Genomic DNA, 25,420 nt, shown 5'->3' with positions numbered 1-25,420 from the left:
CATGATAAAATAGTTATATATTCAAATAAATTCAATTTTAAATAGTGTTCCTAGTCGATCGATAAGGAGGAAAGCCATGACTCGGGTAGCGGTGATGGTCATTCATGGACTGGGTATGCAAAAAGAGGATTATGCTGACAAGCTGATCACTTGTTTGAGCAAACAAATGGATCGGGTTATGGTGCAGCCAGGCGCTGCCGAACAGCTGCTGGATATTGAACCGGTCTTCTGGGCCGACGTGTTCGAGGAACGGGAAGAGGCTTTGTTTCAACAGCTGGTTCGCTCGCCGGGACTGAACTATCAAGCTTTGCGCCGCTTTGTGATTCACTATCTCGCAGATGCCGTCGCGTATCAGCCTGTGGAGAAGCAGGGACATAATTATGATGCGGTACATCGAACGTTGAGCCGGGCCATGCATGCACTCGCACAGCGGAACGGACCGGAAGCTCCGCTCTGTGTAATTGCTCATAGTCTGGGGGCAGTGATTGCGAGTAATTTTTTCTACGATTTGCAGTTTCCGTCTTCCAGCCGCATTCCTGAAATCATGGATGTAAATGCCGCGTTGGAGCGGGGGGATACACTGACTAATTTTTATACATTTGGTACAACGCTGCCCTTGTGGAGCCTGCGTTATGATGATTTCAGCAGGCCCATTCAAGTGCCTTCCTCACAAGCCGCGCAGCACTTTCCAGGGCTTGAGGGCGAATGGATCAATTTCTATGAACGAAACGATATTTTAGGTTATCCGCTGCGTCCTATCGACCCCGCTTATGCAGCTGCGGTGAAGGAGGATATTGAGATTCGGGTGGGCGGACCGGCGACGAGCTGGAATCCGCTAAGTCATGGCGGGTATTTTGCCAGTGAGCGTATGAATCTGAGAATTGCACAAGGACTGGCACGAACATGGACTTGGGTGAACCGTTGAGCGAAGGATATAAAATAGAAGGAGGAAACATCATGGAATGCAGGGCTGGCTGTGCCGCATGTTGTATAGCCATTTCCATCTCATCACCGATTCCTGGTATGCCTGAAGGCAAACCGGCCGGGGCGCGGTGTGTACAATTGACGGAGGATAATCGCTGCCGTATATTCGGACAGCCGGATCGCCCTGCTGTATGCAGCGGATTGCAAGCCGAGGAAGAGATGTGCGGCAGCACAAATCAGGAGGCCTTTACTATTTTGGCACAACTGGAACGTCAAACTGCACCAGGAAAAGTTCATTAACTTGTTTTGGGGTAAAAGGATAATTATACTTAATATGGAATGTTAATATTTATGAGAGGGGACGTGAATGTGGACTGGCTTAAACGCCTGATTAAAGCTGTTGGCAGCATGTTAAGTGATCTGTGTCGGGGCTCTTATCGACGTAATTCGGATCACAAATACACATTTGAGCAATAGCAAAGAGTATCCCGCTATGCCAGAACAGTGAGGATACTCTTTTTCGTTTGCCCTGCTATGAAGCCCGGCTGTCAAGCGCAGCTGCGGATGGTCGAGGTTCCTTAAACATGAAGAAATACATCAGGGATGAGATGACGTAAAGACTCCCGGTAATGCTGAAGGTGACTGCATATCCCCAATATGTTCCGTATGTGGTAACCAGATAAGACTGTACAGGACCCATCGTGGCCCAACCGATCATAAATGAAGTCTGCATCATAGAGTTGGCTATTCCGCGGCGTTTGTCCGAGACCCGATCGACCAGAATCGCGGATTGAATCGGATTGGCTGCGTTCATCAGTGCCTGCCGGAACAAAAAGCTGACAGAGGCAACGAGAAGCAGGTTTGTAAACCCGGTTAACAGCAGGAAGGGCAGTGATAACACCTGAAAAATAACGACAGCCCGTACACTGCCTACCTTGGCAGCCAAGGTGGGTCCAATCAGCATGGAAACAATGGTCATAATCTGACCCAGTGCAATGAGAATGCTCATGCCACTTAACGATACCGCGAAACGATTCGTAAAATATAGATTAAGATACGGTACAACCAGTCCTGAGCCAAGACCGATCAGCAGCTGTGTTATAACAAACTGAGCGATGAGCTTGGAATCCCGACTTTTTAAGGCTCGTTCATCACTTGCTGACACTACGGAATGCTTTGCATTTTCTTCTGCCTGAATCCCGGTATCGGAGGGCTGTATCTTGTGTCGCAATCGCGCAGAGTCTGTCTCTGCTGACGGCATCTGTTTTTCACTTACAAAAAGCAGTGGAATAAAGGCGGCAAGTGTTGCCGCTCCGCCAAGAAACAGTACCGTTTGCAGGCTGGTCACCTTCGCCATTCCGGCCGAATGAAGCAAATCTGCAAGAACCCCGCCGCCCAGGCTGCCGAGCACCTGTGATGCCAGCACCAGAGATGAGTAATAGCTGAACATCTTGAGGCGCTGGCTTTTTTTGATGTTCTCCGCGAGATAAGGGATGGCCAGCACCTGAAAAACGCTGGCAAACAAGCCGGATAACACAGCGAACCAGAGCAGTCCACTCGAAGCATAATCGAAAGATCGCCCGATCAGGAATACACCGCTGAACAGCGCTCCGATGATCAACAGCTTTTTGCGGCTGAACTTGTCACCGCTGAAGCCGATAGGAATAAACATCATTGCTGTAGCCAGGGATTGGATGCTGACAATCTGACCATTCATCGTGTCGTCGTAGCCCAGTCCCTGAATGTACAGATTGTACAGGACCGAGAACATGCCGTTTCCGATCTGATACAGCAGACTTGCCAGAAAGAAAAGCTGAATATTGCGGGTCCATCCGCTAATCTCAACCTGTATCTGTCGTAAAGCTCTCAAGTGATTCCCTCCAGTCTGCCTTTGCAGTCATTCAAGTTTAACAGGAAAGGCAGATTTGCGGAAGAATTGACCACTGTTTATTTTGTCAGAGGAGCATCGGTGACACGTGCCATCACAAAACCGTCGTAGCCTTTCGAGCCTACCGTTTGCAGGGCTACCGCTTCAAGTCTAGGGTGATTGCCGATATGTTCAAGAAAGGTTCGAACGCCTTGAACCCGTGGGTCCGTGCTTGCAGCATGGATGACTTCTCCGTCCCTGACGATGTTATCTCCGATAATCAGGCTGCCCGGACGTGTCAAGCGTAAAGCCCATCTCAGGTAATCCGGGTTGCTGGGTTTATCCGCATCAATAAAAATCAGATCAAACGGTTCAGGGTAGTCTTCTTTCACATCGGGAAGGGTTGCAAGTGCTGGTCCAGTACGAAGGTCCACTTTATGCATTAATCCGGCTCGGGTCAGATTGGACTCGGCAACCGCTGCATGTTTGGCTTCGGATTCCAGGGTAACAATTCGTCCATGCTCCGGCAGCGCCCTGGCCATCCAGATGGTGCTGTATCCGCCTAATGTGCCAATCTCCAGCACCCGGGAAGCTCCCTGGATTTGCAGCAGCAATTGAAGAAATTTACCTTGATTTGGCGTGACATCATATGAGGGTAATCCTGCTTCAGCGTTGGCCTGCAATGCATCCTCCAGAGCTTTGTCTTCCGGGATAAGCAGCTCGTTCATATAGTCATCCACTTGACTCCATATCATTGACTGAGGGCTGCTGCTGTTCCAATGGTTTGTACTCATCTAACCTCTTCCTTTCCACTTGCTGATATTGGTTTGCTTATAATTGAACTATAATCGAGATTTTTGTATAAATAAAATATATAATTTGTATGTAAATATATAATTAAGTTATGTGTCGAGGTGAAAAGAAATGAATCTGCACGGATTACGCTTGTTTCACGCCATTGTACGTTACGGCGGAGTTACCCGGGCTGCGGAGGAGCTTAACATTAGCCAACCTGCTGTATCTTCACAGGTAAAGCGGTTTGAGCGTGAGATTGGCATTCAGCTGTTTGTGTCGGAAGGGCGAAAACTGGTGCTCACAGACGCAGGTACACAATTAATAACGTATGCCGAGCGTTTATTTATGCTGGAGCAGGAAGTGGAGGTTTTCGTCGAGGATATGATCCAGGGCAGGAAAGGTTTGATTCGTTTGTCGGCAACGTACCTGCCCTCCAATTTTTTGCTGCCCAGCTGGATTGCCCGCTTCAAGCAGGCACATGAAGATGTGGAAATTATCGTGAGCACAAGCAACACACAGATGGCATTTGACCAGCTGTTGCGCTACGAGGCAGAGATTGCAATCTATGGAGGGAGTGGGGTCAGCCATCCGGGGGTACATTGGGATAAGCTGTTTGAAGATGAAATGTGGTTTGTGGTGCATCCGGACCATGCTTATGCGGGCCAAACGATTCCGCTGCATCAGATGGTGGCCGAGCCATTTATTATGCGTGAGCAAGGCAGTGCAACCCGCGAACGGTTAGCTGCACTGTGCACCAACAATAACCTGCCGTCCCCGCGGATTGCGCTTCAATTCGATGGGTTGAATGAAACGATCAGCGCAGTGAAGGCAGGTTATGGTGCGAATTTCATCTCGTCTCTTGTTGTGAGGGAAGATGTCCAGCAAGGCAGACTTGCTCGGGTGTTCGTTGATGACGTGCAGCTTCAGAATACGATAGCCATCTGTACACGGGCAGGAGAGAAGCTGTCACCAGCCGCAAGTCAGCTTGTGCAGTGGATCAGACAGGAGTCACGTGTGATGCAGCAGGAATGAACGTTTAGTACACTGCCCATCTGCTTCATTCACGTGTCATCTTATAAGGTAACAGCCGTTAGTGCTTATCTGCATCGCTCTCCAAGTGCTCCCCCTTGCCCCAGGCGGCGATTCGTGCTTGAAGTGTTACTCCGGCAACGACAAGTACCGGAATCCAGACAGCCACCATTGGAATATGATGGAAAAGAAGTGCGGCTAGAATGACACCGCCCAGGTAGATCACAACCGCACCTGCACGCAGATAAGAGTCTGCTGATAACGAATTGGCTAATGAGCGAACATTGACGTGTTTCATTCGGTGAAAAATGCTTACAGCATCTTCAACAACCGCGGCCAGATTGTTGGTAAGTACCGTGGTGGAGATGCCTGCGATGCCGATCCGTCTCGCTGCTGTAGTCTGCATGCCCATTGCTATCCCCAGAAGCACAATGAGAAGGGTTGAGAATTGCCCGGCGAGCGGTGTAATCATGAGAATAGCAAACAGCAGAAGCAATATACTTTCGACGGTTAGAACGGCTGTGACTCGCGGTGACCACCCATTCTTTGTTTTGACATGTCCGATCATATGGGCGGCGATGGCGTTACCTGCGATGAATCCGAGGAGCGCAAGCAGTGAACGCAATACGACAAACTCCTGAGCGCGGGCAATCGCAATGCCAAGCAGTACAATATTTCCTGTCATATTGGCTGTAAGTACGTGTCCCAGTCCAAGATAGCCAATAACATCTGCCATACCGGCAGACATACAGAGCAGCAGGATGGCGTATTTCTGAAGAAGGTTCTGTTTCATCGTGTTCCGTCCTTTCAGGTAAACAGTAACACCTTCAGTATACAGTGATATTACTGCCTTCATCAAAATGCAAATTCTAATACGCAGGTAATTGCATGACCATAAATTCGTTTATTCGGGTGAGATGATTTATAATGGTATGGATGACATGTGAGAAGAAAGGAAGAAACTGATGATGAATGCACCACATCCGATCGACCAGTTCAAGAAATTCAAATACGAAATTACCAGATTTATGATGATTTATAAATTTGCACTGGATCAGATGGAAACCAAAATCGAAGTGCTCAAAGAGGAGTTCCAGTCACTGCATGATTACAGTCCGATTGAACATACAAAGTCGAGATTGAAGTCTCCCGAGAGCATCATGAATAAAATGTTTCGCAAAAACCATGAGCTGACATTCGAAAGCATCAAGCAAAATATTAAAGATATTGCCGGTGTGCGGATTACATGCTCATTTATCTCCGATATTTACCGGATCAAGGATATGCTGTGCAATCAGAGTGATCTGCGTGTGCTTGAAGTGAAGGATTACATCCAGAATCCGAAGCCGAACGGCTACCAGAGCTTGCATCTGCTCGTTGAAGTCCCGGTATACATGTCCAATGGCGAGGAACGCGCATGTGTGGAGATTCAGATTCGTACCATTGCGATGGACTTCTGGGCAAGCCTTGAGCACAAAATCTTTTACAAATATAACAAGGATGTGCCCGAGCATTTAACTAGAGAGTTAAAAAGTGCAGCTGATTCGGCCAATGCGCTGGATCATCAGATGGAACGACTGCACCGGGAGATTCAGGAGATCAAAGACGCCGAGAATGAGCGGGATGAAGAAGAATTACGCCGTATTATTATCAATAATCAACAATTTACATTGCCAAACAATTTGCTCCGATTGTTAGGCGATGGAGAGAACTGAAATAAGCAAGATGGAGAGAACTGAAACACTTAAGATGCAGAGAACTAAAAAGACGAAAATTGCAGAATAACTCAACTTGAAAGAAAAGGAATTGTTTTTGGGATGAAAAGTAACTCAGCTTCACTACAGCCCCACGCTGCGCCGCGGCGTATGAGAATGGCGCTCATTCTCGGGACTCTTTCCGCATTCGGACCGCTGTCTCTGGATATGTACCTTCCTGCCCTGCCAGGCCTGGCGGACGAATTTGGTTCGTCTGCTTCTTATGCCCAGCTCAGTTTAACGGCTTGTATGATCGGGCTAGCGCTTGGGCAGCTGCTTGCGGGACCATTAAGTGATGTAAGAGGACGCAGAATACCGCTTATTGCCGGACTTGTCCTGTACACCCTTGCGTCTGTATTATGCCTAGTCAGCCCGACGATGGGCTCATTTATTGTACTGCGATTTGTTCAGGGAGTGGCCGGGGCTGCAGGCATTGTCATCTCACGTGCCGTGGTCAGAGATATGTACGAAGGACCTGAGCTGACTCGTTTTTTCTCTCTGCTCATGCTTATTAACGGGGTGGCACCGATTGCGGCGCCGATTATTGGAGGTCAAGTGCTGGCTTACGCCTCATGGCGTGCCGTATTTATTTTGCTCAGTCTGATCGGTATAATGGCCCTTCTGGCCGTGATCTTTGGACTGGGCGAGACCCTGCCTGTTCATCGAAGATCCAGCGGGGGGCTCAAGCAAACACTGCTGACGTTTGGCAAACTCATCAGAGATCGCCGTTTTATGGGGTACGCACTTACACAAGGTTTTGCAGCCGCAGGCATGTTTGCTTACATATCGGGCTCACCGTTTGTTTTGCAGAAAATATATGGTGTGTCGCCGCAAATGTTCAGTGTATGCTTTGCTGTGAATGGATTAGGCATTATTCTTGCCAGTCAGATTGCAGGACGACTCGCGGGTAAAGTATCAGAAACACGCTTGTTAATTGCGGGTCTGATTACAGCAGCTATTGGAGGAACATCCCTGCTGTTCTCCATCCTGGCTGGAGGCGGACTGATTACTGTACTTATTCCGTTATTTCTGGTTGTCTCCAGTGTCGGGTTGATTAATACAGCTTCGTTTGCGCTTGCTATGGGGAATCAGGCCAAATCGGCAGGAAGCGCATCAGCACTGATCGGCGTCATGACCTTTTTGTTTGGTGGCATCGTGGCTCCACTTGTCGGTCTTGGAGGGGAACATACGGCTGTGCCGATGGGCATTGTGATTGCCTGTGCGGATCTGGGAGCATTGGGTCTGTACTTCGTTATGATTGGGAAAAGTAAATCTGAGCAGAACACTCCTGCTGTAGTGTAATGCCAAGGCTTAATCAGAACCGCCCGCATGGATGCAGCTGCGTCCATGCGGGCGGTTTTTATATGCCGGTAAAGTTAAGCTTGTGAACTACTTATTTACACTTTAACGGAGAGGATAGAAAAATGTGGGGATAACAGCGATTGGAAGGTTATTCTGCCATCGGAGTGATACGTGTAAACGTCATATTTCTATGCAGCTTCAATTGGTTTAACTCTAACATAAGGCAAACAATATTTGCGTATTCAACAAAATGCCCGGAGTCTGGAACGGATAGAAGTAACCAACGACAAAGCCGAACAGGTTCACCGCAGGCCACATTAAATATACATCATTATAGGTAAATACCAGAGACCAGCGGTTATAACAGAAGTTTTGCAGAACACGCTGCTCCTGATCACGAGGGGCTGCTGCGCCAGTTTGGGCAAATTGAACTGCTTGAGTCAGATTCTGAGGCTGCTGCTGGATAAAGAGTGGGAGCAGGCCGGGGCTGCTTTTGATCAGGTTGTATAAAAATAACATCTCAGCTGGCGGCTGACCTACGGGACGAGGATACGCACTCAGCAATGAGGGCAGATTCCCTTGGGCGAGCTGTGCAGGTACGCCACCTGGACCGGGAAACGGGCCCGGTACCGGACCCGGTCCAGGTCCCGGAAAATAAGGACCGAGAGGTGTGCCGCCCCCGCCGCCTGGAATAAATGGAGGGTATGAGCCCGGGCCCCCGGGAATGCCTGGCGGAGTCTGACCACCTGGAATGCTTCCTCCACCGGGAAAGATCGGAGGCAATTGAAATGACCGCTCGTCAGTATAACCGCAGCCACAATATTCTGCATAAGGGAGATACCCATAATTCATATCAAGAACATCCTTCCTGTCATCGTATTCTGCCATCAGCATATGGCGGCATTGGCCCATGTGTGATTGCAGGAAGCAGGATATCATGAGGGATAAACTTATGGCATGATTTTTTTGTTCTTTTGCTCCATATGCATATATAATAACGATGAAGAAGGAAGAAAAAGAAGCACATATTCAACGTACCAGCAGCAGGAAAGGGGATTTACATATGTATTCATTGAACCCGGAAGAGATTACAGCCAAAGATAACTATAAATTGATGAGTGGATCTGTCGTACCGCGCCCAATCGCCTTTGTTACAACGATATCCGACGATAATGGGGTAGTTAACGCGGCCCCATTCAGCTTTTTTAATGTGGTCAGCTCTGATCCTCCGCTTTTGTCAATCTCGGTCGGACGCAAAAATGGTATCATGAAAGATACTGCGCGCAACATCCTTGCACATCATGAACTGGTGGTGCATATTTGCGATGAGCATATTATTAATGAAGTGAATGAGACAGCAGCCATTCTGGAGCCCCATGAAAGTGAGCTGGAACGCACCAGGCTAACGACGGTTCCAAGCTCAGTTGTCTCTGTACCTGGAATTCAGGAGGCTTTGATTCGTATGGAATGCAAGCTCTATCAGCATATTCCAATCTCGAATGATGAAGGTCTGCCAGTGGCCGATCTGCTTCTGGTGCGGATTGTGCAGTATCATTTCAGCGAACAGGTCTACCGAGCGGACAAAGGTTATATTCTGATGGATCATTTGAAGCCGGTCAGTCGGTTGGCGGGTAATGACTATGCCAAGCTTGGTGAGCGATTCACCGTCATTCGGCCTGAGTAGAACAGGACAGGTGACTTATCATAGCAAATAGACGATGCCCCGTGTGCAGTAATGCATATGGGGCTGTTTGTGTTCCGGGACTTCGTCAGAAACATAATTCTGTTTCAGATGGAATAGACTTGTACTACACAAAGCACATGTCATTCTGTTCATAACGCAGAATCATTTTATTTTGGTTGCAGAGGAGTTGCGGTATGGGATATCGGAGCCTTGCTGCCCTCATCAGCCGATATCCACGGTTGATTATTCTCGGCTGGGTGTTTGTCATCGGGATGTCAGCCGTCTGGGCTTGGAAGCTGCCTTATATTGTTCAGGATCATGGATTAAAGCTGGTTCAGGGGCAAGCGCAAGCTGTAGAGCAGATCATGGAGCAGGAGTTTGATTCGCCGCCTGATCCGGTTGTGCTGCTGTTTCATAAACATCCGGATACCTCGGTCAAGGTGTTCAGGAAGTGGCTTACAGAATCTCTTGCCACTGTCCGCACCTTGCCAGCCATATCCGCGGTGATCTCTCCCCTGGATGCTCGTACCCAAGGCAGGATGCTGCATGAAGGTCAGGCTTATGCACTGCTTCATATGAATGTTGAGCAGCATCGAATAGGGGCTGTATTGAAGCAATTGCGTGAGCTTATTAGATCGGACGAGCCGGGGCGTGAGCCGGGAACCATTCAATTAACCGGCAAGCATGTCGTGCAGCAGGATGTGAACCGGCTCAGCTTTCGAGACTTGGAACGGGCCGAGTTGGTCGGGCTGCCGATCGCTTTAATCGTTCTCTGTGCTGCATTCAGGGGGCTCTATGCGGCATGTATTGCCGTTATGATGGGCATCAGTGCGGTCATTACAGCAATGGGGGTTACGGCTCTGCTTGGTTATCATCTGGAGCTGTCCAATTTTATTATTAACGTAATTCCAATGGTCGGAATGGCGCTTAGCATTGATTTTGCACTTATTATGTTGAGCAGGTACAGGGAAGAGTTGCAGCGCGTTTATGCAAGAGAAGGTCATTTTCATATAGGGAGCGACAGCGCGATTCATCGCGAGCTGCTTCAGCAAACCTTCCGCACAGCCGGACGTGCCGTATTATTCTCCGCTGCCTGTGTATTACTCGGTTTGCTGGGTTTGCTCTGGATCAGACTGCCTATGTTTCTAAGTGTATCCCTTGGAGCCATCATCGTACTCATCCTGGCCTTGCTGTTAAATATAACCCTGCTGCCTGCCATTCTTTCACTGAATGCAGATCGGATTTTCAAAAGCTTTTTATTAAAAAACAGCAGTACACACGCATCAGCAGCGAAGGCAGGGCTTGAAGGCAGCTTCTGGCACCGCTGGTCAGCGATGGTTATGAAACACCCCGTATGGATGGGGCTCGCAGGCACTACGCTTTTATTATGGTGTGTATTTCCAGTCACACGAATGGAGCTCGCGGTTCCTGATGCATCTTCCTTACCTGCCACAATGGAGTCACGCCAGGCAGCGGAGCAGATACAACGTAATTTTGGTCAGGCACGGATGTCGGTCATGGATATCGTAATAGGTGAAAAAGGACAACCGTTAACAGCTTCTCATGTCAGACAGGCTGCTATCAAATTACATGAACTGCAGCAGGACTCAAGGGTAACACCTGTTCAAGCTGTGTGGAATATTTCGGGTTCCTTTATGCAATTGACGATTGCTGTACAAGGCGAGCCAGGTTCAGACGAGGTCAAAGACTGGCTGAGGCAGGCGAGAGCGGCTGATGTGACAGCCGGGTCGCAAGGTATTCCGGTTCGTTACGGCGGTGAGGCGGTAGATCAGGATGAGATTATGCAGGAGGTTTTTCAGCGGCTGCCGAAAGTGCTTGTATTTGTAATCGTAAGTAATTATCTGGTGCTGCTTCTGGCCTTTCGTTCACTGCTCATCCCGTTAAAAGCCATTCTCATGAACCTGCTCAGTCTGGCCGCTGCATTCGGTATACTGGTGTGGGTATTTAATGAAGGTCATCTCGGGATGCAGCCTTCTGCAGTTGCCATTATGATTCCGGTATTTATCGCAGGACTGGTATTTGGTATATCTATGGATTACGGTGTTTTTATGCTAAGCCGTATTCAGGAGGTCTATAGACAGACGGGGGAGAGCGATCTGGCTGTTCAGCATGGGCTGGCTTCTACAGGGCGTTTAATTACATCAGCTGCAGGCATTCTGCTGGCTGTAACGGTTCCGTTTGCTTTTGCAGAAGTGGAAGGGGTAAGGCAGCTGGGCATCGGTATCACGGCAGCCGTACTCATCGATGTGACGCTGATCCGTCTGGTGCTTGTTCCGTCTTTGATGAAATTGATGGGGAGATGGAACTGGTGGCTGCCTGGTCGGATCGAAACGCATCGAAAACAATAATCAGATTATAAAGGTATTCCTGAAGCCTTGGCAGAGGTCTGGAATATCTTTTTTTCACCATCTGAGAGCTCGAGCTCCTTATTCCATCAGTGTACTTATCTCCGGATTGCTGACAGACAAAAAGCATTAAAGTTGAAAAATTGCTTTAAAGCAAATAAAACAGAGGTAGCGAAGCTGTCCCATCTGATACTATAATAGATTGAGGTTACCAAATATTTCAAATCAAACGCTGTATTATTCCAGCAAACATAGGAGGGACACGCAAAATGTCCGAAATCGAAGCTTATCTGCAGCAGCAAACCCAATTTCGCGGCCGTTCTGCTTATCAGGAAGACCTGTCTTTGGAGTCATGGCGCATGGAGCTGCGTCACCATGTACAGGAGCGACTGGGGGATTTTCCAGCAGTGGCAGCAGCATTAAATCCTGTACAGCTTGAGCGCGTTTCATGTGACGGTTACACCCGTGAACGGGTGGAGATTACAACCTATGCAGGATTGCGAATGCCTATGTATCTTTTGATACCTGATAATGTAAGCGCTACCGAGAAGGGGCTGCCTGCAATTGCAGCATGTCACGGACATGGATATGGAAGCCGCGAAATCTGCGGTATGGAACCTGATGGTTCACCGCGGGCTGGAGATCCCGGATTACACAAAGATTTTGCGGTTGCTCTTGTGAAGCGGGGATATGTCGTTGCAGCGCCAGAGCTGCTGGGATTTGGTGATCGCAGGCTGGAGGAGGATCGTGATGCGCCGCCGGGAGCAAGCTCCTGCACGAAGATTGCCGCCCATCTGCTCATGGCAGGCCAAACGCTTGCCGGTCATCGGGTGTATGAAACAACACGTGTGTTGGATTATTTATCGACTCGGCCCGAAGTTGACCCGCATCGGATCGGGAGCATGGGCATATCCGGCGGGGGATTGGTTACAGCCTTTACAGCTGCACTGGATGAGCGTTGTCAGGTTGCTGTTGTCAGTGGTTACGCAAGCACGTTCCATGGAAGCATTCTGGATCGCAACCATTGTCTTGACAATTACATCCCAGGGATTTTGCAGGAGGCCGAGCTGCCGGACATCATCGGTTTGATTGCTCCACGCCCTTTATTTCTGGAGATAGGCAGTGAGGATCTGGTTTTTCCGCTTCATTCGGCACGTGAGGCTCATGAACGTTTGAAAAAGATCTATAAACATGCCGGGGCTGAGCAAGCGCTGGATGCGGATTATTTTGACGGTGGACATGAGATTAGCGGTGCCAAAGCCTATGACTGGCTTGACCAGGTATTGTAAGTCGTGTGATGTTCAGCTTGAGCAAGCTTGAGGTGCACCAATGGAAGTATCTATAATTTGAGGGGAGCGGTAAAAGGTGAGATGGTCAACCTCTTTAAAAATGATGCTGTGTACTGTTCTTGCAACAAGTATGATCGTAGTTGGATGGGGTAGTGATGGTGGACAGGTTGCCGAAGCTGCAGCAGATCAGTACAAATTTGATTTTGGGGCAGGCGGGGTAGAGAACGGGTATACAGGGGTATCAGCGACAGAGGCTTACACGTCCGCGAAGGGCTACGGCTTCAATACACCGGCAAATATGAGAAATGTATCGGCGTCGGGCAGCGGTGTTCGAAGTGATGCGGTTCAATTCCTGACGTTTGGCACCAAAAGCAATAACACCTTTAACGTTGATCTGCCCAATGGTCTGTATGAAGTTAAAGTGATATTGGGTAACACCGCCAGAGCCAGTGTGGCAGCAGAAGGTGTGTACCAGATCATGAACATGACGGGCAATGGCGCAACCGATCAATTCCAGATTCCAATCACAGACGGGCAGTTGAATCTGCTCGTGACTGAAGGCAAGGAAGGTACGGCATTCACGCTGAGTGCACTAGAGATTCGCAAGCTGTCCAGCCAGCCGGTCACGAATCGCACGATTTACATTGGCGGGGATTCTACAGTATGCAACTATTATCCGCTGAGCAGCAGCGTACAAGCAGGATGGGGGCAGCTGTTCCCTTCATATGTAAATAACACGACATTCCAGGTACGTAATATGGCGACAGGCGGGCAGATTGCCAGAGGATTCCGCGATGATGGTCAGATGGAGGCTATTCTGAAATATATCAAACCGGGTGATTACTTCATTCTGCAGCTCGGCATCAATGATACGAACGCCAAAAACAATACAACTGAAGCGCAGTTTAAAGAAATTATGCGGGATATGGTGCGAAAGGCGAAGAGCAAAGGGGCAACGGTTGTTCTCTCCACCCCTCAAGGCCGAGCCACTGACTTTAATGCAGTCAATGTGCATCAGGCAGAGAATCGCTGGTACAACGCATCTACACGTGCACTGGCACAGGAGGAAGGAGTCACACTTGTGGACTTGAACAAGCTAAGCTCAGCTTACTTCACTTCTATCGGTCCAGCGGCAACACTCGCCTTGTATATGAATGGTGACAGTCTGCACCCGAACCGACAAGGGGCAGCACAGCTGGCACGAATCGTAGCTGCCGACTTGAAACGTCAAGGATTAAGCGGCTTCTGACCACAGCGAAGAATGAGCTAATCCTCATCGTTTACTTTATATATAACGAACTAAACTTTACAGACCCTATTAAGTAGTATCAAAAATCCCCCAAGGATGTACCGCGGCATAAGCGGCCTGATCCTTGGGGGATTTTTTACTTTTAATAGCGACTTTTTAGTGTCCTGTACCGTGATTGAATAGTTGTATAATTGGGTCTAAAGAAATAATAGTTATAATTAACATATTCATCAATCTCTGCTTCATATTCATATCCCCTCTAATATAGACTTATACTTCTCCACTTGGGAAACTGTAGCGTAGTCTCTTAGTTGTTCGAACAATGTGACGTATTTAATCGAAGACTTGTCGTAACTAATTTTAGATGCAATTGCTAAACAGTAAAGTAAATTATTAATTGCAGTCTCCTGATCCGATGTTCTAATCTTGTAAAGAGTATACTCATAAATATACTTTAAGTATGACGGCATATCTTCGGATTTTATAGATTGTCTTGTGCGCTCACTGGCATGTTCGTCAAACATATGGTGATAGCCGTGAACTTGTAATCCGTTAATACGATTAGCTTCTAAAAGAGTTAGTAATCCAGCAGTGGTTTCTTCAACATTTGCTTGTATAAAGGAAATGTATTCCTCTATACGGTCACCATTACCTTGTAACAATTCCAAGACAATTAGATTGAGTTTTGAGGTGTTGGCATAAAACTCAATTTCTGTTTTGGTTTCTTCATCTGGATTAACTACCCAACCCCAATCAGCGTATTTAAGAACACGCTCCCTTGATTTATCAAATTCCGAAAGTTTCTGGTACGCAATGCCCTGCATCAGCAATGCGTACCCTACATAGTAAATTATAGATCGTTTTGTATGTAAAATAGCATCTAATGATATCATTTGCATGTTATACGCTTGTAACGCATCTTCATATAAATCCTCAGATAACCTTAAAACCTCAAGCCAGTTTTCGAATCCGTATGCAATTCTGAGTAGCTTTATAGCAGAGTCTAGTTCGCCGTGGTAGTGTAATTTACTAGACATGCTTGACCTCCTTCAAAAAATCCCAATTAATAACATTATATAACTTAATTTACCATTGGTCAACTATATCACAGGGGATTTTAACACATACTACCATTATATTTTGTCTCGACATTTCTACATGTACTTGAAAATACAAAAAACCCAACATCTCATTTGTGAGAAATTGGGTTTTTCCTACATATACCCCTAAGCACCCTCTACTTTCATACTTTATCCCCAATTATTCTTTTAAGAAAAGGGATAACAGCGATCGGAAGGTTATTCTGTCATCGGAGTGTTCTGTGTAAATCTCTTAATGTAGCCCACATAGACTACTCCATCATATCCTTCGCTTCATGATTCATCTTTTTGCCTTTTAACAGCGGCTCCAGCTCATCCTGCACACTTTGTTCCCAGAGCGGGACATCGGTACGATACGCTGCCCGGCCGTTCAGATGCCCTGCCACGGGCGCGGTAATGAACACAAACAGAATACCGAGCAGCAGGCGTGCACTGATATAATTGTCAAAATACCAAAAGAAGAAAAACGCGCCGCTCAGGACACAAAATACACCAAGCGTCATGCTTTTGGTGGCTGCATGTGCTCTTAAATATACATCGGGCAGACGAAGGATTCCGAAGGCACTAAGTGCACTAAGCAGAGCACCAAGCAGTACGAGCAGACCGATCGCTGTCTCAGCGGTTACGCTAACGATCTCCTTCATTTTTAAACACCGCCCCTCGTTCAATATACCGTGCAAATGCAACTGTACTCAGAAAAGCGAGTATGCCAATCAGCAAAATAATATCCAGATAAGCCTGTGTCTGCAGCATCATCGACAGTACAGCAACAATCGCGATAACGTTGATTCCGATCGTATCAAGTGCAGTGATCCGGTCAGCCATGGAAGGGCCGCGAAGCACGCGGTACAAACAAGCCAGAATCGCTAGAGACAAAATGAGCAGAGAGATAAACAGCAGTGAGGATAACATTAACGCGTCACCTCCATAATTGCTTTTTCGAACGTATTCTGAATGTCGTTTCTCATACGCTCTTCGTCCTTGATATCCAGTGCGTGGATAAAAAGCTTGCGTTGATTACCCGAAATTTCAAGCGGCAGCGAACCCGGAGTTAACGAGATCAGCAGACAGAGCAAGGTAACCTCCCAATCGGAGGATAGCTGGGTGCGATAGCTGAAGATACCGGGACGAATATCCAGCTTTGGTTTAATGATCTCGCGAATAACACCAATACTCGCCCGTACAAGCTCTTTAAACAGCAGGATGATCAGCTTGAAAATGGCCCACACCCTTACAATATAGAAGCGCTGCGGGAAGAAGCGACGCATGCCTCCGATCAAGAGCAGTCCAAGCATATATCCAATGAGAAAGCCAATGCCGTTCCACGAATTATTCAGAAACATCCAGACAAAAGCAATAATGAGATTGAGTACAATCTGAAAGGCCATAGACATCTACTCCTTCAAAACCGCATCAATATAAATATTGGGATGCAGCAGAATATCGCCTGCGCGGGAAGTAAGCTGGAACATGCCTTCAGCGCCCAAGCCCATGACGATGATAAATGCAAACAGAATACCGGCAGGTATCAGCAGGCCGTTCACCGCGTAAGGGCGTCTGGCCATCCCTGCAGGAGGTTCGCCCCAGAATGCCTGAATGAAGATACGCAAGACGGAATACAGCATCAGCAGACTGGAGAGCACTGCTATCCCGGTCAGACCATATAATCCGGCCTCGAAGCCACCTTCGAAAAGCAACAGCTTGCCCGGGAATCCGCTGAATGGCGGCAGCCCGGCAAGGGCAAGTGCACTGATGAAGAACATCCAGCCCAATACCGGATAACGTTGGATCAGCCCGCCCATGTTATCGAGCCTCGATGTGCCTGCTACCGCAATCAAGGCCCCGCCAAGCAGGAATAACAAGGTTTTGATCAGCATGTCATGCAGCATATAGAACAGCAGACCCTCCAGAGCAGAACGGCTCGCCGCAGCCATGCCAAATGCAACGAATCCAACGCCGGCAACAACGTTGTAGATCAAAATTTTGTTCACGTCACGATACGAGATCGCCCCGATGACACCCAGCACCATCGTTGCTCCAGCCATCCAGCCAATCAAGGCATGGAAGAAGTCGGGATCATGATAGAAGATCAACGTGAATGTGCGCACAATCGCATACAGGCCTACCTTGGTAAGCAATCCGGCGAACAGTGCTGTCACGACAGCTGGTGGCGCCGCGTACGAGCCGGATAACCAGAAGAACAGAAACAAACCGGCTTTGATGCTGAATACGATCAGGAAAAGAACTGCAATCAACGTGACAACTCCGCTTTGTCCCACTTCGGCAATTCGAACCGACAAGTCAGCCATATTCAGCGTGCCTGTAATGGAATACAGGAAGCCGATCGAGGCGACAAACAGGGCAGAGGATACGATGTTAATTAATACATATTTAATCGTTTCCCGCAGTTGTCGTTCTGTGCCCCCGAGCACAATTAGTGCATAGGAGGAGATCAGCATCAATTCAAAGCTGACAAACAGATTAAATAAGTCACCTGTCAGAAACGATGCGTTTACACCTGCAATCAGGAAATGAAAGAACGGATAGAAGTGATGCTGCTCCCGTTCCTTGTTAATGCTTCGAAAAGCGTAGAAAAGACAGGCCAGGGCAATAATGGAAGCAGCGACAACCAGCAGGGCGGCAACCATATCAGCGACAAGCACAATACCGTATGGCGGCGCCCAGCCGCCCATGTTCAGCGTCATCACACCCGACCGTGCTACGCGCGTAATGAGCAGGGTAGAGGCGGTGGCCGTCGCCAGGAGCCCAATCACACTAACGAAACGCTGTACCTGTATTTTTCGGAAAAACATTAGTGCGAGCACGCCTGAGATGAGTGGCAGCAGAATGGGCAGAACGACGAGGTTATTCATATGGCCGCCCCCTGACTTCTTCCATGTCGTCTGTTCTCAGCTTCAGATACGAACGATAGGAGAGTACAAAGAAGAAAGCAGTCAATCCAAAATTAATAACAATCGACGTTAGAATTAACGCTTGTGGAAGCGGATCAACGTATTTCTCAGCCATTTCTCCCAGCAGTGGGGGTGCTCCGGTCTTGAGACGTGACATTGTAATCAGCAGCAGGTGCACGCCATGTGTCAGTATGGACATGCCAAGCACGATACGGAGCAGGCTCCGCGACAAGATTAGAAAGACGGCAACCGCAAACAGAATGCCCACAGCTACACACATCAATATCTCCATATCAACGATCCTCCCCGATCTGTAGAATGATAGTCATGGTGACACCCAGCACAGCGAGGTATACGCCAAGGTCAAACAGCATAGCTGTTGCAAGCTCCGTCTCACCAAGCAAAGGCAGTTCGAAATATCCGAACGTCTGACTTAGAAACGGAGCACCGAACAGAAGTGAACCTGCGCCAGTAAGCAGCGCGATGCCCAGACCGATGGCGGTTAAACTCCGAAAATCAATGGGGAGCGCCTTGCGTATCGTATCTGTGCTGAAAGCGAGAGCAATAAGCACGAGAGCGGCTGCGGTCACAAGACCACCAATGAAGCCGCCCCCCGGATTATGATGTCCGGCAAAGAACAGGTGCATCGCAAACGTCAGAATAATAAATACAACGACCTTCGTTGTCGTTTGAAGCAACACATCATTGCTTTGCAAAGGAACCGTATCCCAGGACAATGTGCTGCGCTCGCGATTTCCGTATTTCCATGTATTATCTGCTTCATCATCGAGCTCGGGTTCCTCATCGGTTCTCTCTTCTTTTTTGCGAAATTTGAGTCTGGCACCGAGATCCTTCGCTTCCAGATTCAGATTGATCATGGAATAGATGGACAGAGAAGCTACACCAAGAACCATAATTTCGAGCAGGGTATCATAGCCGCGGAAATCGACTAGCAGCACGTTAACGACATTTTTACCTCCCGCCGAACTGTAGGCTTCCTGCAAAAAGAATGACGAGATGCTGTCCAGCGATACCGTTCCGCTTGCAGCGAGGGCGACAAGTGTCATCACGATACCTACAGAGATCGCCACAATCATATTAACGGTGAGGTAGCGACGGCTTGACCTGCCGCGCTGTAATTCGGGCAGGTGGTAAAAGCAGAGCAGGAAGAGCGCAACGGATACCGTCTCCACAATCATCTGCGTCAGCGCAAGGTCAGGCGCTCGGAACAGCACAAACAGCAAGGTCACCACATAACCGACCGCTCCCGTCATAATGACCGCTGACAAACGGTTTTTGGCAAAAGGAATCGAAACGGCGGCTGCAATCAGAGTGAGCAGCAGTACAACCTCATAGAAAGAAAAGGGTGCGTGCTCCTGCACATTCCAGGTAATATTCTGCCCTGAGCGGAAGAAGGCGTAGACCAGCAGTGCCACCGTGAAAGAGAAAATGTACACCAGATAGTTCCGAACCGAGCCGTTCATATAGGCTTCCGTCCATTTACGCGCATAATGCTGTACGTTGTCCAGCACCACATGATACATGTTGTTAATCGTTAAGCCTTGCGGATAGTGCTCATAAATATTCCTCCATCGTGGCAGCAGCTTATACAACATGACTCCGAGTACAACTACCCCGATGGTCATGAACAATTCAGGAGTCCAGCCATGCCATAGAGAGAAATGTACATCAAAGCGTTCATCCCCATTCAGAAGGGAAGGAAGAACGGCAGCCATGGCCGGTTCGATCAGTGACCCGGAGAGCAGATCTGGAAAGAGTCCAAAGCCGATAACCAGCATGCACAGAACGAATGGTGGAATCAGCAGTCCTGCGGGGGCTTCATGCAGCTTCCCGGCAGGCAGCTCGCTTCGGCTACGACCGAGGAATGTTTTGAACACGATAATCAGAGCATAGATGAGTGTAAATACACTGGCCAACCAGGCGATAACAGGGAATACAATGCTCCAGGAGCCAAGACCGAAGATCCGCAGTTGGGTCATTTGCACCATCGCTTGAAAGAACAATTCTTTACTGAGAAACCCGTTAAAGGGCGGAATACCTGCCATGGCAAGCGAGCCGATGAGAGCGAGACTGAACGTAACGGGCATAAATGCGGCTAGTCCGCCGAGCTTGCGAATATCGCGTGTACCCCTCTCATGATCCACGATGCCTACAACCATAAATAACGCGGCCTTGAACGTTCCATGATTGAACAGGTGAAGCAGACCAGCTGTAATCGCTACCGTGTACACTGCCGAAGAGTCGCCGTATCCGAAATAGAGAGCTGCAGATCCGATTCCGAACAGGGACATAATCAGACCGAGTTGCGAGATGGTCGAATAGGCGAGAATGGCCTTAAGGTCCGTCTTCTTGACGGCGAGAAATGATCCATATCCCAAAGTAAGCAGTCCCACACCTGTGACAAGCCAGAACCAGAGTCCCTGTCCGCCAAAAATCGGGGTGAAACGGGCAACAACATAAAGTCCGGCCTTAACCATCGTAGCGGAGTGCAGGTACGCACTAACGGGAGTAGGGGCTTCCATCGCATCGGGCAGCCAGATATGGAATGGAAATTGTGCCGATTTGGTAAAGGCTCCAATCAGAATCAGCACAAGGGCAGGAAGAAAAAGCGGGCTATCCTGAATATGCCCCCACTCGGTAATGGTAGCCCGAATGCTGAAGGTTCCTGTCATGAGGTACATCAGCATGAATCCGGCCAGCATGGCGAAACCGCCGAAGACCGTGATCAGGAACGATTTCTGTGCGCCAGAGGTTGAAGCTTTACGCTTGTAATGGAATGCGATTAACAGAAATGATGTAATGCTGGTGAGTTCCCAGAATCCATACAGTACGATCATATTATCTGAACATACAACGCCAAGCATGGCGCCCATGAACATTAACAGATATAGATAGAAGCGCTGTAAAGCTTCTGTTCTGCTCATATAAAAAATGGAGTAGAAGACAACGAGTATACCGATTCCGCTGATCAGCAGCGCTAAAAGTAAACTCAACCCGTCCAGATATAGATTAAAACCGATGTCTAAAGACGGAATCCAGGGAATCTGACCCGAAATGGCATGTCGTTCTGATACAGCAGAGATCTGGCTTGTAAAATAAATGAATAAGGATAACGGTACAAATAGCACCGCCCATCCCAGATGAACGTTACGGAACAATCTGTGCAGCATGGCAAGTATGAATCCAGCCGCAAAAGGAAAAATAACAGCAGCATGAAGCAGGCTCAACATTACACCCCCAGTGTTTATTTTCTTGTCATTCTCTGTATGTGACATAACAGGCGCAATTCTTCAAGGATATGCTTGCTCTCTATATTCATAACCCAAGTATGTATATACAGAATCGTGACTATTCTTTGAATGGAAGAAACTCGGTGGTGTTTCGATGTCAAAATATATGGACACATATATAAAAAATGTGGTTATGACAGCCGATATAGTTCAAATATGTGAAAGCGAAATCATTCTGTTTTACAGTAGAGAGTCTGGAAAGGGAAAATTGCAAGAAATATTTATCGTAGGTGCAGGAGGCCATCATGTCATTTAAACTAAGAACGGTGCTTACCGTTGTTTTTGCTACATTATCTCTGCTGGTCATCGTGACGATTGGCTCTATTTTCAGCAAAAAGTCATTTGTATCCGTAGAAACGGAGATCGGACATTCACTGGAGGGCACGGCTGCGCAAGCAGCGGACAAGCTGGATCGGTTCATGTATGCCCGCTCAGGGGAGATGAATCTTCTTGGCGATATGTCGTCCTTAAAAGATAAATTTAACGCGGTCGATATCCAGATTCTGCTGGATCAGATGCAAAATAGCTTTCCCACATTCTCTTGGATTGGATACATGGACCCCAAAGGAAACGTGCTCGCCGCTACGGATGGAGTGCTGTTAGGCAAAAACTTGTCCGAACGGCCTGTATTTCAGGAAGGAATCAAGGGTAAGTTTATAGGGGACGTACATAATGCAGTGCTGCTGGCGAAACTGCTGCCGAATCCATCGGGAGAGCCGCTGCAATTTGTGGATATCAGCTTTCCGCTCAAGGATAGTCAGGGGAAGACTCGAGGTGTCTTGGCAGCTCATTTGAGCTGGGCGTGGGCCAAAGAAGTTGAAGAATCCGTCCTTGCTCCCCTTGAACGCGAAGAGAAGGATCTTGAATTTTTTATCGTTAGCAAAAAAGACAATACAGTGCTTCTTGGTCCGAAAGAGTGGATTGGTAAATCGTTGGTGCTACAAGGAATTAGCCAGGCCCGATACGACAAAAGCACCTGGTCAAGCGAGAAGTGGCCGGATGGCAAGGAATACGTCACCGGACTTGCGTACAGTCAGGGATATCGAGACTACCCTGGTTTGGGCTGGACGATCATTATAAGACAGGTGAAATCCACGGCGTATGCTGCCGTTATTGACCTGATGTGGTTTAATATATGGACCGGTCTTGCTGCTACGCTGTTGTTTGTGCTATTCGGCTGGTTAATCTCCAGATGGATATCTGCACCGCTGGGCCGCCTGACAAGAGTGGCCAATCGGCTGGGTGCAGGGGAACGTATTGAAATTCCCGATAATCAAGGAATTAAAGAGATTGAGGACCTGTCTCGTTCTTTGCGCAACATGGTATCTTCAATCATGGATAAAGACACGGAACTTGTCGTAATGCAAAATCTGGCTCATGTTGACCAGTTGACCGGATTAAAAAATCGAACAGCCCTTGAGTTGTACCTTGAGGATTCACTCGAAATGGAAAGTGAAGAACATACACTGACCTTCCTGTATCTGGATCTGGACGGCTTCAAAAGTGTCAATGATACGCTCGGACATCAGTCTGGTGATGTACTGCTCCAAAAGGTAGCTCAGCGCCTAACTGCTTTAAGTCATGAGCAGGGCATTACAGTCCGGCTCGGGGGTGACGAATTTCTGATTGTGCTTCCTTCTGTGGGAGATCATCCTAGAGAAGAAGCGACTCAGTATGCTCAGGATATTATCCAGAGCTTGAATAAACCTTTTATCATTGATTACGAACGAGTGCACATCGGTTGCAGCGTTGGAGGCGCCGAGTATCCGACGAATAGTACGAATCCGAGTGAAATTATTCGTATGGCAGACGAAGCATTATATCTCTCCAAACGTGCGGGTAAGAACAGAGTAACTTTTTATTCAGAGTTGGATCAGGAGCGGTAGTATATACTAAGTGTATTGAGGGGAGGGAAAGAACTTTGTCTGGAAAATATACCAATGTGCCGTATGGCTTCGAACCTGCAGCTCCTACTCGCAAAGGAACACTTGTATTCTATGACTCGTTCCAGCATGTAACGGATGAGCAGCTCGAACGAGCGGCAACCATTCTGGATACACGCGCATTTAAACAATTAGTGCTTTATCCGCTGCATGAGAGCACGGTGAAGCGGATGAGCCGGGATGCGGTGCAGTCCTTTTACCAAAGAGAGGATCGCCTTCATGAATGGCGGCGGGATCACTCGTCATTGCCCATTCGGGTAGAAGGATTGGAAGGGAAACGAAAGAAGTATACGCCTATTGACTCAGCGCTCAGGCATGTCCAAACAGAGTACGCGGCTCCTTTATTTCTATATATGACGGCCGAGATGGCTAATCTATGGGCATCCTTTGACTCGTTTACAGAGTGGATCAAGCAGGTACGCTTGATTGTTGATGGTCAGCCCGGAGAAATGCATCCCAAGCTGGAACAGTATCGACACCGCTGGGAGTGGGCGGTCTGACGCAGTCAGCTCACTTGGCCTAGGGCAGCTGGAAGAATTGAAATAACGAAAAAAGTTGTGAGGTGTACCATGCTTGCCACGGTATACAACACAACTTTTTTGTACATATTGACGGTGGGTCAGGCTGGAATCAGCGACGTCACCGTTTTATTTTTTCCTGTACGTTTCGCAGCATACAGACAGGCATCCACTTCTTCAAACAATTTGTCTTTACTCAGATTGAGATTGTATCCTTTTAGTCCGATGCTGACGGTAATTGCAGCTCCTTCAAGTTCAAAATGACCCATAAGTGAAATCTTCTGTCTGATCTGCTCCACCAAATTATAGGCCTGTTCAAAAGACTGCTCTAACATTAGCAGGGCAAACTCCTCGCCACCATACCGCGCTGCAATGTCACTTGCTGTGATGCTTTCCTGAATGATTCGGGATACTTTCTCCAAAATGATATCTCCCACCCGATGTCCATAGGTATCATTAATTAATTTGAAATTATCGATATCAATCAGGGCCAGATGCAGGCTCATGCCGCTATTGGCATATTCAATTGCTTTTTCATAAAAGTCTTTAAACGAGCTTTGGTTGTACAGGTTAGTTAACCCGTCCGTTTTGGACTGTTTCGCAATGATGGCATTTCGCACGATAAGCTCCTGTTTAGCCTCCATACTTTGCTGTAAATCCTCCAGCACTTCGACGCCGCTGGTCACAATGATTTGTGCAACGTACGTAGCCAAAATGAGGAACACCGGAATAGATACCATGTCGAACGAGTTTAAATAGGCGCGGTAAGCTGGGTCGAACAGAAGAAGAGCGTATCCGGCCATTTGCAAGGAGAAAACGAACCAGACCCGTTTGCTGTTGAAGAACAGCACAGAAGCAAAGATGGGCAGCAGACATATGGCTAGCATAATTCTTATATCGTAATTGACATGAATAATGGTCCATGCGATTACTGTACTGGCAACGGACATCGTTGTGAACGAGCAGGAAGGAAACCTTCGATCTACATAACTGGCGAGCAAAATACAAACCATGCTGATCGCGGTAGGCCAAAACAGGACGTTTACTATAAAATCCGGGAGGGCACGGTCATATTTTAGAAAAAGATAACAACCAACCTGAATTAAAAAGTGAACAATGACAACAACCCAGTAGGCATGAAGCATTTTGCGTATCCATTTGGAATGCTTGCTCTCATACTCTGTCGGGATCTGACTGTTATGTACTGATGAACTGTTCATATATCACCGCTGACTGCATAGAAATGATACGACAGATGACTCTCGTATAAGTAGATTATAAGATACAATCGGCAAAACGCAAGCGAATTTATTTAAACCATGACAAGAAACCTTACATAAATACCCAGATAAAATACCAGCTTTCGGGAAATGGACA

General features: G+C 47.8%; 23 protein-coding genes. 11 read left to right on the top strand and 12 right to left on the bottom strand.

All coding sequences use genetic code 11. The features are described 5' to 3' along the window. Positions 1 to 76: 76 nt before the first annotated feature. Both IEW26_RS10645 and IEW26_RS10640 read left to right on the top strand, forming a co-directional pair. Positions 77 to 925 (top strand): chemotaxis protein, encoded by an 849-nt coding sequence (locus IEW26_RS10645; protein WP_188592351.1) that lies wholly within the window; start codon positions 77 to 79, stop codon positions 923 to 925. A gap of 32 nt (positions 926 to 957) precedes the next feature. Then, entirely contained in the window at positions 958 to 1,224 is a 267-nt protein-coding gene (locus IEW26_RS10640) for a YkgJ family cysteine cluster protein (RefSeq protein WP_188592350.1), read from the top strand. Positions 1,225 to 1,456: 232 nt separating this feature from the next. Here IEW26_RS10640 and IEW26_RS10635 read toward each other — a convergent pair whose 3' ends face one another. Together IEW26_RS10635 and IEW26_RS10630 are read right to left on the bottom strand one after the other, a co-directional pair. Beyond that, the gene (locus tag IEW26_RS10635) at positions 1,457 to 2,794 is read right to left on the bottom strand and encodes an MFS transporter (protein WP_188592349.1); all 1,338 of its coding nucleotides are present in this window, start codon (positions 2,792 to 2,794) and stop codon (positions 1,457 to 1,459) included. Between the two features lie 77 nt (positions 2,795 to 2,871). Then, positions 2,872 to 3,585: an O-methyltransferase gene (locus tag IEW26_RS10630; RefSeq protein ID WP_145402580.1), complete on the bottom strand. Its 714-nt coding sequence runs from the start codon at positions 3,583 to 3,585 to the stop codon at positions 2,872 to 2,874. A gap of 130 nt (positions 3,586 to 3,715) precedes the next feature. Here IEW26_RS10630 and IEW26_RS10625 point away from each other — a divergent pair, with 130 nt between their 5' ends. Beyond that, positions 3,716 to 4,618: a LysR family transcriptional regulator gene (locus tag IEW26_RS10625; RefSeq protein WP_188592348.1), complete on the top strand. Its 903-nt coding sequence runs from the start codon at positions 3,716 to 3,718 to the stop codon at positions 4,616 to 4,618. A 58-nt stretch (positions 4,619 to 4,676) separates the two neighbouring features. On the opposite strand, the gene IEW26_RS10620 is transcribed toward IEW26_RS10625, so the two are convergent. Further along, the gene (locus tag IEW26_RS10620) at positions 4,677 to 5,408 is read right to left on the bottom strand and encodes a YoaK family protein (protein WP_188592347.1); all 732 of its coding nucleotides are present in this window, start codon (positions 5,406 to 5,408) and stop codon (positions 4,677 to 4,679) included. 175 nt (positions 5,409 to 5,583) lie between these two features. Here IEW26_RS10620 and IEW26_RS10615 point away from each other — a divergent pair, with 175 nt between their 5' ends. Continuing rightward, positions 5,584 to 6,330: a GTP pyrophosphokinase gene (locus IEW26_RS10615; RefSeq protein WP_090921112.1), complete on the top strand. Its 747-nt coding sequence runs from the start codon at positions 5,584 to 5,586 to the stop codon at positions 6,328 to 6,330. 102 nt (positions 6,331 to 6,432) lie between these two features. Beyond that, positions 6,433 to 7,671 carry a multidrug effflux MFS transporter gene (locus IEW26_RS10610; protein ID WP_188592346.1) on the top strand — a complete coding sequence of 413 codons (1,239 nt, stop codon included), beginning with the start codon at positions 6,433 to 6,435 and terminating at the stop codon, positions 7,669 to 7,671. A 213-nt stretch (positions 7,672 to 7,884) separates the two neighbouring features. On the opposite strand, the gene IEW26_RS10605 is transcribed toward IEW26_RS10610, so the two are convergent. Beyond that, on the bottom strand, positions 7,885 to 8,523 hold the full coding sequence (locus tag IEW26_RS10605) for a hypothetical protein (RefSeq protein WP_188592345.1): 639 nt from the start codon (positions 8,521 to 8,523) through the stop codon (positions 7,885 to 7,887). Positions 8,524 to 8,734: 211 nt separating this feature from the next. On the opposite strand from IEW26_RS10605, the gene IEW26_RS10600 reads away from it, so the two are divergent. The 4 genes from IEW26_RS10600 (at position 8,735) to IEW26_RS10585 (ending at position 14,259) form a co-directional block, all read left to right on the top strand. Continuing rightward, on the top strand, positions 8,735 to 9,355 hold the full coding sequence (locus IEW26_RS10600; protein ID WP_188592344.1) for a flavin reductase family protein: 621 nt from the start codon (positions 8,735 to 8,737) through the stop codon (positions 9,353 to 9,355). A gap of 194 nt (positions 9,356 to 9,549) precedes the next feature. Beyond that, complete coding sequence (locus tag IEW26_RS10595; protein WP_188592343.1) at positions 9,550 to 11,724, top strand: MMPL family transporter; 2,175 nt, start codon at positions 9,550 to 9,552, stop codon at positions 11,722 to 11,724. A 266-nt stretch (positions 11,725 to 11,990) separates the two neighbouring features. After that, positions 11,991 to 13,010 carry an alpha/beta hydrolase family protein gene (locus IEW26_RS10590; protein WP_188592342.1) on the top strand — a complete coding sequence of 340 codons (1,020 nt, stop codon included), beginning with the start codon at positions 11,991 to 11,993 and terminating at the stop codon, positions 13,008 to 13,010. 130 nt (positions 13,011 to 13,140) lie between these two features. Continuing rightward, entirely contained in the window at positions 13,141 to 14,259 is a 1,119-nt protein-coding gene (locus IEW26_RS10585) for a rhamnogalacturonan acetylesterase (protein ID WP_229729802.1), read from the top strand. 248 nt (positions 14,260 to 14,507) lie between these two features. Here the strand turns inward: IEW26_RS10585 and IEW26_RS10580 are convergent, their stop codons facing one another. From IEW26_RS10580 to IEW26_RS10550, 7 genes are all read right to left on the bottom strand, one after another. Then, positions 14,508 to 15,296 (bottom strand): hypothetical protein, encoded by a 789-nt coding sequence (locus IEW26_RS10580; RefSeq protein WP_188592340.1) that lies wholly within the window; start codon positions 15,294 to 15,296, stop codon positions 14,508 to 14,510. A 314-nt stretch (positions 15,297 to 15,610) separates the two neighbouring features. Continuing rightward, positions 15,611 to 16,003 carry a monovalent cation/H(+) antiporter subunit G gene (gene mnhG, locus IEW26_RS10575; RefSeq protein ID WP_145402572.1) on the bottom strand — a complete coding sequence of 131 codons (393 nt, stop codon included), beginning with the start codon at positions 16,001 to 16,003 and terminating at the stop codon, positions 15,611 to 15,613. Then, positions 15,987 to 16,271 (bottom strand): Na(+)/H(+) antiporter subunit F1, encoded by a 285-nt coding sequence (locus IEW26_RS10570; protein WP_110896037.1) that lies wholly within the window; start codon positions 16,269 to 16,271, stop codon positions 15,987 to 15,989. Before IEW26_RS10570 ends, mnhG begins: the two co-directional genes overlap by 17 nt. Continuing rightward, positions 16,271 to 16,747, bottom strand: coding sequence for a Na+/H+ antiporter subunit E (locus IEW26_RS10565; protein ID WP_111272654.1), 477 nt, complete (start codon positions 16,745 to 16,747; stop codon positions 16,271 to 16,273). The genes IEW26_RS10570 and IEW26_RS10565 overlap by 1 nt, the downstream gene beginning before the upstream one ends. Positions 16,748 to 16,753: 6 nt before the next feature. Next, positions 16,754 to 18,232: a Na+/H+ antiporter subunit D gene (locus IEW26_RS10560; protein ID WP_188592339.1), complete on the bottom strand. Its 1,479-nt coding sequence runs from the start codon at positions 18,230 to 18,232 to the stop codon at positions 16,754 to 16,756. Continuing rightward, positions 18,225 to 18,563 (bottom strand): Na(+)/H(+) antiporter subunit C, encoded by a 339-nt coding sequence (locus IEW26_RS10555; RefSeq protein ID WP_090920602.1) that lies wholly within the window; start codon positions 18,561 to 18,563, stop codon positions 18,225 to 18,227. The genes IEW26_RS10560 and IEW26_RS10555 overlap by 8 nt, the downstream gene beginning before the upstream one ends. A gap of 1 nt (position 18,564) precedes the next feature. Beyond that, positions 18,565 to 21,519, bottom strand: a complete 2,955-nt coding sequence (locus tag IEW26_RS10550; RefSeq protein WP_188592438.1) for a Na+/H+ antiporter subunit A — start codon at positions 21,517 to 21,519, stop codon at positions 18,565 to 18,567. 308 nt (positions 21,520 to 21,827) lie between these two features. Between IEW26_RS10550 and IEW26_RS10545 the strand changes: the two genes are divergently transcribed. Beyond that, positions 21,828 to 23,468 (top strand): sensor domain-containing diguanylate cyclase, encoded by a 1,641-nt coding sequence (locus IEW26_RS10545; RefSeq protein ID WP_188592338.1) that lies wholly within the window; start codon positions 21,828 to 21,830, stop codon positions 23,466 to 23,468. A 35-nt stretch (positions 23,469 to 23,503) separates the two neighbouring features. Further along, on the top strand, positions 23,504 to 24,025 hold the full coding sequence (locus IEW26_RS10540; RefSeq protein WP_188592337.1) for a hypothetical protein: 522 nt from the start codon (positions 23,504 to 23,506) through the stop codon (positions 24,023 to 24,025). 119 nt (positions 24,026 to 24,144) lie between these two features. On the opposite strand, the gene IEW26_RS10535 is transcribed toward IEW26_RS10540, so the two are convergent. After that, positions 24,145 to 25,263 (bottom strand): GGDEF domain-containing protein, encoded by a 1,119-nt coding sequence (locus IEW26_RS10535; RefSeq protein ID WP_111272658.1) that lies wholly within the window; start codon positions 25,261 to 25,263, stop codon positions 24,145 to 24,147. Positions 25,264 to 25,420: the final 157 nt, after the last annotated feature.

This window comes from Paenibacillus silvae (assembly GCF_014639235.1).
In the GTDB taxonomy this organism is placed as follows: Bacteria; Bacillota; Bacilli; order Paenibacillales; family Paenibacillaceae; genus Paenibacillus; species Paenibacillus silvae.
Note: the sequence above shows the minus strand (reverse complement) of the source record. Positions and strands in the feature narration are given on the sequence as shown.